The following is a 13,221-nucleotide window of genomic DNA, read 5'->3' on the forward strand; positions in this document are numbered from 1 at the left end:
GCCGGCGGATTTCAGGAGATCCGGTTCGGGCCGCACAACGAGGTCCTCAGCCTCAGCACCGAGAATCGTTTCTTCAACCGGGCCCAACGCCGCGCCATCAGCGCCCGCGACGGCGGCTGCATCATTCCCGGCTGCACCGTGCCCGCCGCCTGGTGCGAAGTACACCACGTGATCCCCTGGTACCGCGGCGGAAAAACCAAGATCACCAACGGGGTCCTCCTCTGCTGGTACCACCACCACAGCATCGACACCTCCGGCTGGAACATCCGCATGATCCGGGGCAAACCCGAAGTCCGGGCACCCTACTGCTACGACCCCACCCGCACCTGGCGGCCTGGGGGAGGGAACCCGGCCAGCCGCTCACCGGTCTCGGCGGGCTCGACCAGCGTCACCGTGCGTTCCCGAAATCGGGTCACCACCGCCTCCTAGGAACGTGGCTTCGTCCGCCACCACCCGGGCGCACAGTGCCCCCACAGTTCGACAGGCGCGATCGCGGTGTTGCTTGGCCACCGGAGCACTCCAGCCGACACCAACCCCAAGATCGTGTCACGCTGGTCACATGGATCTGGAGGTGTCGCCCGCGCTGATTATTCCCGAGCGCGAACTCGGCTGGCGGTTCTCGCGGTCGTCAGGGCCGGGCGGCCAGCACGTGAACACCTCCGACAGCCGCGTCGAGCTCATCTGGAGCGTTGCCGAGTCGGAGAAGCTTTCCGACGACCAGCGGATGCGCCTGCTCGCCCGCCTCGCCAAACGCCTCGTCGACGGGGCGATCACCGTGACCGCGTCCGAGCGGCGCTCCCAGCTGCGCAACCGCGAGCTCGCTCTGGCGAAGCTCGCCGACATCGTGGCCACGGGCCTGGCTCCCGATGCGCCCATCCGCCGGCCGACCAAACCCACTCGTGGTTCGGGCCGAAGGCACCTCGCCGCGAAGCAACAGCGGTCGGCCACCAAGAAGCAGCGGCAGAGGCCGTCCGCCGACTAGCTGCGAGAGCGGGTGAATCGTCGAACAGCGCAGCACAAAGCGACGAGTCACCCGCTCTCGCGGCCTGAGGTGTCCGCAGGAGCGGCTAACGCAGGAGCGGCTACCGCAGGAGCGGCTACCGCACCAGCAACATCTGTCGGAAGAACGCCGCGAGCTCAGCGGTCGCGGTCAGCGGGAGCACGTTAGCCACATACATGTCCGGGCGCACCACCACGACGGCACCGCCGCGGTCGATCCCGCGCAGCTCGAAGATGTCGTGCGCCGGGTCGGTTGCATAGAGCTTTTCGTAGTCGATCAGCTCAAAGGGTCCTCTTTTCGGCAGGAAAACGCCCGGAACCCGGCCGATGTCCACCCCGGTGTACTCTTGCTGGTAGACCACCTTGACGTCGAAGACACTGTCGATGTCGCTCCCGGTGGGGGTGTACGCGAGCAGCGGCGACTCGAGTGAGGTGCGGATCCACTCGGCCCACTCGGTCAGCGCCGAGGCATCGCCGGACACAGCGGCATCCGCGAACGCGTACAGGCGCCACCGGCCATCGGCGCGGTGGTGGTGTCCGAGCTGCACGGGGTTGGCGTCGCCGACGCGCACCACCGGGGCGGACTTAAAGCGCTTGCCGAGCGGGAATCCCGTGGCGAGGTTCTGGTGTGTTGCCTCGCCGGTCAGCATCGACGGCGCGTATTCCGTCATGAAACCCGACGGGAACTCGGCCGTCTTCGTATAGAACTCCTCCAATGGAACTTCCAGATCCTCCGACTTTGTCGCCATCAGGGTCGACCAGGTCTTGTCGAAATCGATCAGGTTCTTCGCGATGACCTGGCGCTCGGCAGAGTAGGTACCGAGCAGGGATTCGGGGCTGCGGCCTTCGATCACGTAGCCGAGTTTCCAGGCCAGGTTGAAGCCGTCCTGCATCGATACGTTCATGCCCTGGCCGGCCTTGGCGCTATGCGTGTGGCAGGCGTCCCCGGTGATGAACACCCGCGGGGTGCGTGTGCCGATCTCGTGGGGGAGGAGGTCGTCGAACCGATCGGTGAGACGATGGGCGACCTCGTACACGCTGTGCCAGGCGACATTCTTCACGTCGAGGGTATACGGGTGGAGGATGCCGTTGGCCTTCGCGATGATCTCCTCGATCGTCGTCGTGCGCACTGCCCCGTTGTCGTCAGCGGCCACCTCGCCGAGATCCACATACATGCGGAATAGGTATCCGCCCTCGCGCGGGATGAGCAGGATGTTGCCGCCGGATTCGGACTGGATCGCGCACTTCATGCGGATGTCCGGGAAGTCGGTGACAGCGAGCACGTCCATAACGCCCCAGGCGTGGAATGCCTGGTCGCCGGCGAGCGTACAGCCGATCGAGTCGCGCACAGCGCTGCGGGCACCGTCGGCGCCCACCACGTACTTGGCGTGCACGACGCGTTCCTGGCCCTGCTTCTCCCCGGTGGTGTGCACGAGCGTCACCGTGACGGGATACTCGCCCTCGTCGGTGTTCTCCAGGCTGCGGAAATCGAAGCCGAAATCCGGCTCCATTCGCGTGGGGGAGTGCGCCATCACCTCGGCGAAGTAGTCGAGAACACGCGCCTGGTTGACGATCAGGTGCGGGAATTCGCTGATGCCGGTGGGGTCGTCCACGGCACGGGCCGAACGGATGATGCGGGTCACGTCGGCGGGGTCCGGTGTCCAGAAGGCCATTTCGGTGATGCGGTAGGCCTCGGCGATGATGCGTTCCGCGAAACCGAACGCGTGGAAGGTCTCGACGCTGCGGGCTTGGATGCCGTCGGCTTGCCCGATTGCGAGGCGCTCACCGCGGCGCTCGACGATGCGGGTCGTGATGCCGGGGAACTGGGAGAGCTGCGCGGCTGTGATCATGCCGGCTGGGCCTGTTCCGACGATGAGAACGTCGACGTTCTCGGGGAGCTCGCCCGGGCGATTGAGGCCGACCCCGGCGGCATCCTGGATGCGGGGATCGGTGGACACGTATCCGTGGTGGTGAAACTGCACGGCTTCCTCACTTCTTTGTGGGCTCTGCGTGGGTGAATCGGACGTCACTGTCGTAGCGTGCATGTCCTGACGTGTTCGATAATCGAACACAAAGTTCTATTATCGCTTCTCGGATCATATATCATCCGGCCGGCCAGGACTAGATGAGAGGCGGCGAACCAATTCGACGGAGATTCTCGTCGAAAACAGCCATTCCGTCGTGTTCGGGCCCGCTATGGGCAAAATCTCCGTCGAATTCGTTCGGGACGGAGGCGCGGCAGGGAGCTACCGGGCGATCAGGCGGTCACGTGCGCACTTTGCAGGTGCGGTAGGGCGGCGAGGATACTGCTGACCACGCCGGCCTCCGAGCTCGACGGCGCGATGTTCGCGGCGCGCGCCAGGATGCTCGAGTGGCCGTTGGCCATGGCATAGGAGTGCCCGGCGGCATCGAGCATCTCGGCGTCGTTGAGGTAGTCGCCGAACGCCATCGTCTGGGCCCGGCTGATGCCGAGCTGCTGCTGGAGCCGTTCCAACGCTCGACCCTTGTTCGCTCCCTGGCGCATCACATCGACCCAGTTCTCGCCCGAGACCACGACCTCCGCGGGCAGCCCCAGGCCGCGCAAGGCCGGTCCGCTTCGCTGTTCGGCGCGGGCAGGGTCGTAGATCGCCAGTTTCAAGATGACATCGTCGAGGGCGGCCGCATGCACATCCGCTACGACCTCGACCGCTGCATAGTACCGGCGAACCTGGTCGACGAAGCGCTCGTCGCTGCGCTCGATGTAGGCGCTCCGGGCGCCGCAGACGACGAGCCCCAGGTCGGCACCCGTGGCGGCGGTGCCGCGCACCCAGTCCACGATGGGGGCGATGATCTCGGACATGACGGGTTCGACGTCGATGCTGATGCCGTCCTGCACCACGTTGGTTCCGTTTTCCGCGATGTAGATGAGTCCGTCGTGCTCGCCGAAGATGCCGTGCAGTGTCTGATACTGGCGTCCGCTGGCCGGCACGAACAGGATCCCGGCCCGACGGAGGTCGTCGAGGAGCGGCCAGAACGCGTCGGGCACTTTGCCGTCGTCGTCGAGAAGAGTGCCATCCATGTCTGAAACGATGAGTCGGATGTCGGAGGGCTCTGCTAAGTGGTTCACTGCGGCGGCTTTCGGTCGTTGTTCGTTCCCGGAATCCACGAGTGTTCGCTCGCGTCCCTTGGTCTCTGAAGACGACGCTGTCTCTCTCGATGATGTCATCTCTGCCCGCCGGGCTCCGAGTTGCGCGCGAACTGAGCGTTGGGCGCACAGAACGAGCGGCCCTGGTGCCAAACTGGCAGGATTCATTGCACTATCTGCGAGGAGCGTCGACGTGCCTGGTTTTGATTTCTTCAGCGGCCAGGGGCTCGTGCGCCCGGATATCACCGCGGCCGACGCCGAATCGATGGCGTCCTCGCTCTTCGGGATCACCGGCACGGCCCGCGAGCTCGGCAGCCAACAGGACCGCAACTTTTTGATCACCGCCACCGGTGCCGCCACCAGTGCCGCCACCGGTGCCGCCACCAGTGCCGCCACCGGTGACTCCGCGGGTGACTCCGCCGGTGACTCCGCGGGGGGAGCGACGCAGCGCTACGTGCTCAAGGTCGACAACCCGGCCTTCTCAGCCGCCGAGCTGGCCGCGCAGGACGCGGTGATGGTGTTCCTAACCGAGCGCGGCATGCGCGTGCCGCAGCCCGTGCGGGGGCTGAACGGCCTCAGCCGCCAGCACTGGCACGCAACGGATGCCGCCCTCCTCCCGGTGCGGCTGCTCACCTTCCTCGAGGGGCCGTCGCTCGAGGCGCGGGGCTATCTGGCCCCGCCGGTGGTCCGGGCGCTCGGCCGGCTCTCGGGCACCACGTCGCTGCACCTGCGTGACTTCGCGGCGGGCGGCCTCGACCGCACGCTGCAGTGGGACCTGCGCAATGCGAAGACCGTGATCGACCTGCTGATGCGCTGGGTGCCGGCGGAAGAGACCAGGGATCAGCTCCGTGCCATCGCCGACAGCGCCGCCGCACGTCTGGCGGCTGTGGCGTCCGTGCTGCGGCTGCAGACCATCCACGGGGACATCACCGACGACAACGTGATCTGCCGGGTGCTGCCGAACGGCCACCACGTGCCCGAGGGGGTCATCGACTTCGGCGATCTGGCCACCGGGTGGCTGGTCGCGGAGCTGGCGGTCACGGCGGCATCCGTTCTGCACCACATGCCGGACAATCCGCTGGCGGCCCTCGAGGCGATCGTCGCCTTCGACGAGGTCGTTCCCCTGACCGAGGCCGAGATCACCGCGCTCTGGCCGCTGATCGTGCTCCGCGGGGCGGTGCTGGTGGCCAGCGGCGAGCAGCAGGTGCAGATCGACGCGGACAACGACTACGCGAGGCACCGGATGGACGCCGAGTGGCAGGTCTTCGCCGCAGCCAGCGCGATCGGCTGGGAGGAAGCGGACGCGGCCATCCGGCAGGCGCTCGGTCGGCGGCCGCACACTGGTGCCGAACACACGACCGTGCCCGAACGCACGACCGTGCCGATGATCCCCGCGCTCACCGACGGCGACTACGAAATGCTCGATTTCACCGTGACCAGCCCGGCCCTGGCCGACGGCCTCTGGCAGACAACGGATGCCGAGTGGCGGCTCGCGCAGGCCGCCCTCGCCCGACGCAGCGCCGCCGTCGCCCCCTACGGCCAGTTCCGGCTCACCCGAACCCCGCCGCACTCGCGCCGGGAACCCGACACGTTCGCGCTGTTCACCGAGGTCTTCCTGCCTGCCGGTTCGGTGATCGTCGCGCCCGCGGCTGCCTCGGTCACCGAGATCGGAGGCGACACTCTGGTTCTGACGCTGGCCGGTTTCGGGCTGCGCATCGGCGGCATCGTGTCGAACCTCGTGCCGGGGGCCGCGATCGCCGCAGGGGAGCCCGTGGGCGTCGCGAGCCCGGTTGCTCGGGTGACCGTGCAGGAGCTCGCTCGCCCGGGTCTGCCGGTCCCGCACTTCACCCAGCCCTCTCGGGCCGCCGCGTGGGCAACCCTCGCACCGGACCCGGCGCGGCTGCTTGGGCTGGCGCCGCAGGCATCCGTCGTCGACCCGGCGATCGAACTGGCCCGTCGCGGTGCCATGATGGCCGCGGCGCAGGAGAAGTACTACGAACGGCCGCCGCAGATCGAACGCGGCTGGCAGGAACTGCTGATCGACACTCACGGGCGCTCCTACGTTGACATGGTCAACAACGTCGCCGTGATCGGGCACAGCCACCCCCGGTTCACCCGTGCCGTGAGCGATCAGCTGGCGTTGCTCAACACGAACTCCCGGTTCCTCTACTCGGCGTTGGCCGACCTCTGCGAACACATCGTGGCGACATCACCGGATCCCATCCTCGACACCGTGCTTCTGGTCAACAGCGGCAGCGAGGCCGTGGACCTGGCCCTGCGCCTGGCCCGAATCCACACCGGTCGCAGCAACGTCGTCGCCTTACGAGAGGGCTACCACGGCTGGACGTCGGCCTCCGACGCGGTGTCGACCTCGGCCTACGACAACCCTTTCTCCTTGGCCTCCCGGCCCGGCTGGGTGCACATCGCGGATGTTCCGAACTCCTATCGCGGGACGCATCGCGGTGCCGGGGCGGCAGGGGAGTACGCGGCCGACCTGGCCCGGCTGTTGGCCGATCCGGACGGCCCGGGGGCTGACCTGGCCGCGTTCATCTGCGAGCCCGTGCTGGGCAATGCCGGCGGCGTCGTGCCCCCGGCGGGATACCTCGCCCGTGTCTACGAGCAGGTCCGTGCACGCGGCGGGCTGTGCATCGCCGACGAGGTGCAGGTCGGCTACGGCCGGCTGGGCAGCCACTTCTGGGGCGTGCAGCAGCAGGGCGTCGTGCCCGACATCCTCACGGTGGCCAAGGCGATGGGCAACGGATACCCGCTCGGCGCGGTGCTCACCCGCCGGGACATCGCCGAATCCCTGGCCAGGGAGGGCAACTTCTTCTCCTCGGCCGGCGGCAGTCCGGTCAGCTGCGTCGCGGGGCTGGCCGTGCTCGACGTCATCCGGGACGAATCCCTCCAGCAGAATGCGGATGCTGTCGGCCGGCACCTGGCAGGCCGGCTTGCAGAACTCGCGGAACGGCATCCGTTGATCGGGATGGTGCACGGCCTGGGCCTGTACATGGGGGTGGAACTCGTGCGCGACCGGGACACCCTGGAGCCGGCGGTCAGCGAGACCGCCGCCATCTGCGAACGGATGCTGGAGCTCGGCGTGATCGTGCAGCCCACCTCGGAGAGGCAGAACGTGCTGAAGATCAAGCCGCCCCTGTGCTTGAGTCGGGAGAGCGCGGACTTCTTCGTCGACCGGCTCGACGAGGTGCTGCAGGGCGGCTGGTAGCGTGCACGACGTGCTTGACCACCCCCGCGCCGAGCACCCCCGCGCCGAGGTCGCGGCGCTCTGCGCTCGCGGCCTCGACTGGAACGCCGACGGGTTGTGCCGCCTGACAGTTGAACGGAATCCGGTGACAGACCCGGAAGGCCGAAAAAGTTCACCAAAATGGCTGGCCAAAACCCCTGACAGCGGCAGACTGTAACGACACGGGCGCGACCGGCTCCGGCAGCAGCGGTCCCGTCTTGATCGGCGTCAACGAAGCAAGCTTGGGGAGAAAATATGAACAAGTACACAGTCACGAACCCCGCCACCGGGGACAGCGGACCGAGTTTTACTCTGGCAACCGATGCTGAGGTGACCGAGGCCATCGGAGCCGCAGACCGTGCGCACAGTGAGTTCTCTCGCCGCACGTCTGTCGCCGAGCGCGCGGCCCTGATGCAGCGTGTCGCGCACCTGCACACCGAGCGGCGTGAGCATCTGGCCGAGCTCATCGTGCGCGAGATGGGCAAGCCCGTCGCGCAGGCCCTCGGCGAGGTCGACTTCGCGGCCGACATCTACTCGTACTACGCGACCCACGGCGAGGCCTTCCTCGCCGACGAACCGATCGAGCTGCTCGGTGGTGAAGGCTCGGCGTTCATTCGGAGCGCCTCCCTCGGAGTGCTCGTCGGGATCATGCCGTGGAACTTCCCCTACTATCAGGTCGCCCGCTTCGCCGGTCCGAACCTGGTTCTCGGCAACACAATCCTGCTCAAGCACGCCTCGCAGTGCCCCGAGTCCGCTGCCGCGATCGAGGCGATCTTCACGGATGCCGGTTTCCCCGACGGCGCATACCGCAACGTCTACGCCTCCAGTGCTCAGATCTCCGACATCATCATTCCGGACCCCCGTGTCTGCGGTGTGTCGCTGACCGGTTCTGAAGGCGCGGGTGCGGCGGTCGCGGAGGTCGCCGGCCGCAACCTCAAGAAGGTCGTGCTCGAACTGGGCGGATCCGACCCGTTCATCCTGCTCAGCACGGACAATATGGACGAAGCGGTCGACGCCGCCGTCGACGCTCGCCTCGACAACTCCGGCCAGTCCTGCAACGCGGCCAAGCGCTTCATCGTGATCGACGGCCTGTACGACGCCTTCCTGGCGAGCTTCACAGCAAAGATCACCGGCAACGTTCCCGGAGACCCCACGTCGCCGGACACCACGCTCGGCCCGCTGTCCTCCCTCGGTGCCGCCGAGGGCCTCGAGGAACAGCTCCAGCGCGCCGAAGCCCAGGGCGCAACCGTCACCGCGCGGGGAAACCGCATGGGCGCCTTCTTCTCGCCGACGGTCCTGACCGACGTGTCCCCTCAGAGTGACGCTTACCGGGAAGAGTTCTTCGGCCCGGTCGCCGCCGTCTATCGCGTGGCGAACGAGGCCGAGGCTGTGCAGGTGGCCAACGACGTCCCGTACGGCCTGGGTTCGTATCTCTTCACCACCGACCCGGAACAGGCCCTGCGGGTGGCGGACCAGATCGACGCCGGGATGGTCTTCATCAACGGCTCGCTCCTCGACGGAGCAGAGCTGCCCTTCGGTGGAGTGAAGAGATCTGGCTTCGGCCGTGAACTGGGACGCTTCGGCATCGCGGAGTTTGCCAACAAGAAGCTCATTCGCATCCTCAGGTGACACGCGGTGGCGCGCCGCCCGTCTCAGACGGTGGCGCGCCACCCACCCGCGCCAGACTGCGGCATCCGGTCTCCCTGACGAATTCGACGGAGATTTGGGCCGAAACGGCTCCAAATCTGCCCAAAACTGCGCGCTGCCTCAAAATCTCCGTCGAATTGGTTCGGCGCCGGGCCCGGGCGGCTCCGCCCCCTAGCTCAGGAAGAGCACCACTGCGGCGGTCACCGCGACCACGACCAGGATGGTGCGCAGTACCGGCGCGGAGAGCGTGCGGCCGATACGGGCACCCAGCCAGCCGCCCGCCGCGGAGCCGATGCCGATGAGGAGAGCGATTCTCCAGTCCACGGTCCCGCTGGAGATGAAGATGATCGCCGAAACGATGTTCGCGACTCCGGCGAGCACGTTCTTGGTCCCGTTGGCCCGGTGTATGTCGGTGGACCAGAGTATGCCCAGCAGTGCGAGCAGCACGACCCCCTGGGCGGCACCGAAATACCCGCCGTACACGCCCGTCGCGAGCACCCCGAGAATAAGCCCGAGGGTGAGGGGACGCGTATCCGTTTTGGTCAGCAGTGTGCCGGCGGGTGCCGCCGGCGCCTTACGTCGCACGAAGCCGGCCACCCGAGGCTGGATCGCCGAGAGCACCGCGGCCAGCAGCAGCAGGAAGGGCACGACGCCGGCGAACGCCTGTGCGGGCAGGGCGAGCAGGAGCAGACCGCCGACGATGCCGCCCACGGCGGAGAAGATCGCCATCACAGCTACGGGGCGCCACTGCGACCGCAACTCGCGTCGGTAGCCGTGGGCGCCGGCAATGGACGCAGGGATCAGACCCACGGTATTGGACACGTTCGCCGTGATCGGCGGCACGCCCAACGCCAGGAGAACGGGGAAGGTGATGAGTGTTCCGGCGCCGGCGACCACGTTGATGACTCCCGCGGCCAGCCCGGCGATCAGGATGATCGCACCTTCAAGCAATGTCACATCTACCCCCACCCGCCGTTGGACCGTGCAGGTCAAGGCTAGTTCAGGAAAGCTGGTTCAGGCGATGGCCGGCACCGGGGCAGTGGATGCTGCGGTTGTGGCTTGCATCACCGGCTCCCCATCGCGACGGGCATCGCGACGTGACTATGAACGGGGTCGGAATCTGTCGAACCGTCAGCTTCGGCCCCCGGTAGTCACCGCGCTTCTGGCGCTGGGGGAGCCTGACGTCGAGCCCAGGGAACGGCACGTACGGCACCAGGCTGAGGAGGTGGCTGATGATGTCGAGGCGAACCCTCTTCTTGTCGTCGGTATGCGCGACATACCAAAGCGCCCAGCGGCGTCATCCGCAGGAAGTGCTCGGTCTGATCCGGAGTGCAGAAACCAATCACCCGCTCCACGCCCGCACGGTTGTTCCAGCTGCGGTCGAAGAGGACCAGCTCGCCGGCTGCGGGGAAATGCTCCAGGTAACGCTGGATGTACAGCTGGGACTTCTCGCGTTCAGTGGGAACGGCAAGTGCCGCGACTCGGAAGACCCGGGGGCTCACCTGCGCGGTGGTGCGTTGGTAGTGCCGCCCTTGCCGGCCGTGTCACGCCCCGCGAACACGAGGCAGCCAGGCGTCCGGTGATGTTCTCAGCCTTCTTGCGGGACGTGAACGCGGTGAACGGGACCTCGGCGACTTCGGTGCTACGTGATCCACGTTTTCGTGCTGTTGTCATAGATCGCGTTGGTGTACGCAATCGCTGTCCAGGCGTTGTCGGGGATCGTTCCGATCGCTCGTTTGATGGCGGGGTTCACGCGGGCGGTGACGGAGACGTCGGCACCGGCTGTGAGGGCCGCACTGATTGAGGCGTGACCGTAGCAGGCAGAGTCGGCGCGGAGGAGCGCGCGCGTTTTTTCGGCTCCGTGGAGCCGTTTGGTAGTGGCGAGGGCATCACGGATCAAACGGGCGGCGCCGCGCTGTGACTAGCACGCACCGCGGCGGAGCCGTTGACCGATGATGATCGGCGCTGATGATGATCGGCACTGACACGTCAGTTTTCAGCGCGTCGAGCAACACGTTGAGGCCGCGCACGCCGGAGTACCTGTAGCCGGAGCCTTCCTTCTGGTACCCGTGGACTTCGATGATGGTGTCGTCAATGTCGAGGAAGATGTAGCCGTCGGTGTCGTGCACGAGCAGTGGGGTTTCGGGCGCGAGGCCCCGCATGAAGCGTGAGGCGACGGCGTCGAGCTGCCGGACGTGACCGAACGCGAACTCGCGCAGGAACGACCCCGACGTCGACGGCGCGTATCAGTTGGTGAAGACCTTCCGCATGCCGCCGTGATGAAGAATCGCGAGGTCGTCGATCGAGTCTGCGCCGGCGACCATCCCTCCGACCAGTGAGGTGACTTTCAAGCCGGCGTTGGCACCCTTGTCGGCGGGGACGGTCAGCCACTGATCGGCCAGGGTCGCCAGCCCCGCTCTGGCGGCCAATTTCATGATCGGGACCAACTCAGCGCACGACACAAGATTCGGGTCGGTAAATGATGCAGAAACGGTGCGGTCGGTGTGGGTAGCTTGCATCTACAAGATGCTCATCTGTTTGGTAAATTCAAACTCTAGACAAGTTCTATCTACCTGATCAGCTGGGTATTCTTGGTATATCGCGCCGTCAAAATCCCACGTCGACCCGTGGATTCAGGCTAAGAAGACCACACCGAGACGAAACGAGCCGCCGCAACTTCCGCTGGCCTCATTCGCCTTGACAAATCCCGCGAACATGGTTGGCTCGTATCAGTGCCAATTTCCGGAACATAGTCCGACCGTGAAAGGAGGTGGCTCGTGAGCCACCATGCCGTTGTCAACCCCGCCACAGGCGAAACCATCAAAACTTACGCCCAGCTTTCTGCTGATGAAATCGAGCAGGTTATCGCATCGGCGGATGAGGCCCACCGCGGCTGGTCACGCAGCTCTTCAACCAACGAGCGGGCCACACTCCTGCGCAGGGTCGGCGATTTGCATGAGGAGCGCCGTGACAAGCTGGCGGCCATGATCGTGCGCGAGATGGGCAAGCCCGTCGATCAAGCGCTCGGCGAGGTCGACTACGCCGCCGACATCTACCGGTACTACGCCGACAACGCGCAGGAATTTCTGAAGGACGAACCAATCACCCTGCTGAGCGGCGAGGGTTCCGCGTTCATGCGTTCCAAATCGCTCGGTGTGCTGATCGGTGTCATGCCGTGGAATTTCCCGTACTACCAGGTTGCGCGCTTCGCCGCACCGAACCTCATGACAGGCAACACGATCATCCTCAAGCATGCGTCGCAGTGCCCGGAGTCGTCCGCGGCGATTGAGCAAATCTTTCACGACGCAGGCTTTCCGGCTGGTGCCTATACCAATGTGTACGCGGACAGCGAGCAGGTCGCCACGATCATCGCCGACCCGCGGGTGCAGGGCGTCTCCCTCACCGGTTCGGAGGGCGCCGGCGCGGCCGTTGCCGAGGTGGCCGGTCGTCACCTCAAGAAGGTCGTGCTGGAGCTGGGCGGATCAGACCCGTTCATTCTGCTGAGCACCGACGACATGGCCGCCGCAGTGGATGCCGCCGTTGCCGGTCGCCTCCGCAATGGCGGGCAGGCCTGCGACGCCGCCAAGCGATTTATCGTGATCGATGAACTTTACGATGAGTTCACGGAGAAGTTCACCGCCGCCATCCTGGCTTGCTCTCCCAGCGACCCGACCGTCCCCGGGGCAGACTACGGACCCCTCTCGTCCCTCGACGCGGCCGAACATCTCGCGGAGCAGGTCGAGCGTGCAGTCGCACAGGGAGCGACCTTGGCGGGCACTGGCAAACGGTCTGGTAACTTCTACCCGTCTGGCGTGCTCACCGATGTCACGCGAGACAACGACACATACCACGAGGAGTTCTTCGGCCCCGTAGCGTTCGTCTACCGGGCAGGCTCAGAAGATGAAGCCATCGCCCTCGCGAACGACACTCCGTTCGGGCTCGGCTCCTACCTGTTCACGACCGATCCCGAGCAGGCACTGCGGGTTGCCGACCGCATCGAGGCCGGCATGGTCTACGTCAACCTCGTCAACGCCGGCAGCGCGGAGCTACCGTTCGGCGGAGTGAAAAGAAGCGGCTTCGGTCGCGAACTCGGACGCTACGGTGCCAGCGAATTCGTGAACAAGAAACTCATTCGTATCGGCTAGACCCATCGCAGACCCAGGCGAACGCCGTTCAGTCGCCGAGTCTGCGGCACGCGAAAACTGCTCGT

9 protein-coding genes and 1 pseudogene are annotated in these 13,221 nt (G+C 66.2%); 5 read left to right on the forward strand and 5 right to left on the reverse strand.

Translation table 11 applies throughout. The features are described 5' to 3' along the window. The coding region (locus tag E3O28_RS02545) for an HNH endonuclease signature motif containing protein (protein WP_134415127.1) at nucleotides 1-429 on the forward strand (429 nt) is incomplete at its 5' end. 130 nt (nucleotides 430-559) lie between these two features. Next, nucleotides 560-982 carry an alternative ribosome rescue aminoacyl-tRNA hydrolase ArfB gene (gene arfB, locus E3O28_RS02550; RefSeq protein WP_134401448.1) on the forward strand — a complete coding sequence of 141 codons (423 nt, stop codon included), beginning with the start codon at nucleotides 560-562 and terminating at the stop codon, nucleotides 980-982. A 115-nt stretch (nucleotides 983-1,097) separates the two neighbouring features. Here arfB and E3O28_RS02555 read toward each other — a convergent pair whose 3' ends face one another. Together E3O28_RS02555 and E3O28_RS02560 are read right to left on the reverse strand one after the other, a co-directional pair. Further along, entirely contained in the window at nucleotides 1,098-2,981 is a 1,884-nt protein-coding gene (locus E3O28_RS02555; RefSeq protein ID WP_134415128.1) for an FAD-binding monooxygenase, read from the reverse strand. Nucleotides 2,982-3,256: 275 nt separating this feature from the next. Then, a complete protein-coding gene (locus E3O28_RS02560; protein WP_347232363.1) occupies nucleotides 3,257-4,144 on the reverse strand; it encodes a Cof-type HAD-IIB family hydrolase in 888 nt (295 codons plus the stop codon). A gap of 172 nt (nucleotides 4,145-4,316) precedes the next feature. Here E3O28_RS02560 and E3O28_RS02565 point away from each other — a divergent pair, with 172 nt between their 5' ends. Next, on the forward strand, nucleotides 4,317-7,346 hold the full coding sequence (locus E3O28_RS02565) for an aminotransferase (protein ID WP_166784714.1): 3,030 nt from the start codon (nucleotides 4,317-4,319) through the stop codon (nucleotides 7,344-7,346). A 273-nt stretch (nucleotides 7,347-7,619) separates the two neighbouring features. Further along, entirely contained in the window at nucleotides 7,620-8,993 is a 1,374-nt protein-coding gene (locus E3O28_RS02570) for an NAD-dependent succinate-semialdehyde dehydrogenase (RefSeq protein ID WP_104101543.1), read from the forward strand. A 189-nt stretch (nucleotides 8,994-9,182) separates the two neighbouring features. On the opposite strand, the gene E3O28_RS02575 is transcribed toward E3O28_RS02570, so the two are convergent. The 3 genes and pseudogenes from E3O28_RS02575 to E3O28_RS16815 all read right to left on the reverse strand — a co-directional run. After that, nucleotides 9,183-9,968: a sulfite exporter TauE/SafE family protein gene (locus tag E3O28_RS02575; RefSeq protein ID WP_134342404.1), complete on the reverse strand. Its 786-nt coding sequence runs from the start codon at nucleotides 9,966-9,968 to the stop codon at nucleotides 9,183-9,185. 194 nt (nucleotides 9,969-10,162) lie between these two features. After that, nucleotides 10,163-10,513 (reverse strand): hypothetical protein, encoded by a 351-nt coding sequence (locus E3O28_RS16810; RefSeq protein ID WP_241972975.1) that lies wholly within the window; start codon nucleotides 10,511-10,513, stop codon nucleotides 10,163-10,165. Nucleotides 10,514-10,580: 67 nt separating this feature from the next. Next, nucleotides 10,581-11,530 (reverse strand): annotated as a pseudogene (locus E3O28_RS16815) (IS1380 family transposase); the annotation flags it as partial. A gap of 258 nt (nucleotides 11,531-11,788) precedes the next feature. Between E3O28_RS16815 and E3O28_RS02600 the strand changes: the two are divergent. After that, entirely contained in the window at nucleotides 11,789-13,156 is a 1,368-nt protein-coding gene (locus tag E3O28_RS02600) for an NAD-dependent succinate-semialdehyde dehydrogenase (RefSeq protein ID WP_104101534.1), read from the forward strand. Nucleotides 13,157-13,221 lie beyond the last annotated feature (65 nt).

Origin of the sequence: Cryobacterium sp. TMT2-14 (genome assembly GCF_004402465.1) — a bacterium.
GTDB lineage: Bacteria > Actinomycetota > Actinomycetes > Actinomycetales > Microbacteriaceae > Cryobacterium > Cryobacterium sandaracinum.

Excerpts from the sequence above, each read along its gene's own strand:
- arfB (WP_134401448.1), top strand. The coding sequence starts at position 560 with ATGGATCTGGAGGTGTCGCCCGCGCTGATTATTCCCGAGCGCGAACTC.
- E3O28_RS02570 (WP_104101543.1), top strand. The coding sequence starts at position 7,620 with ATGAACAAGTACACAGTCACGAACCCCGCCACCGGGGACAGCGGACCG.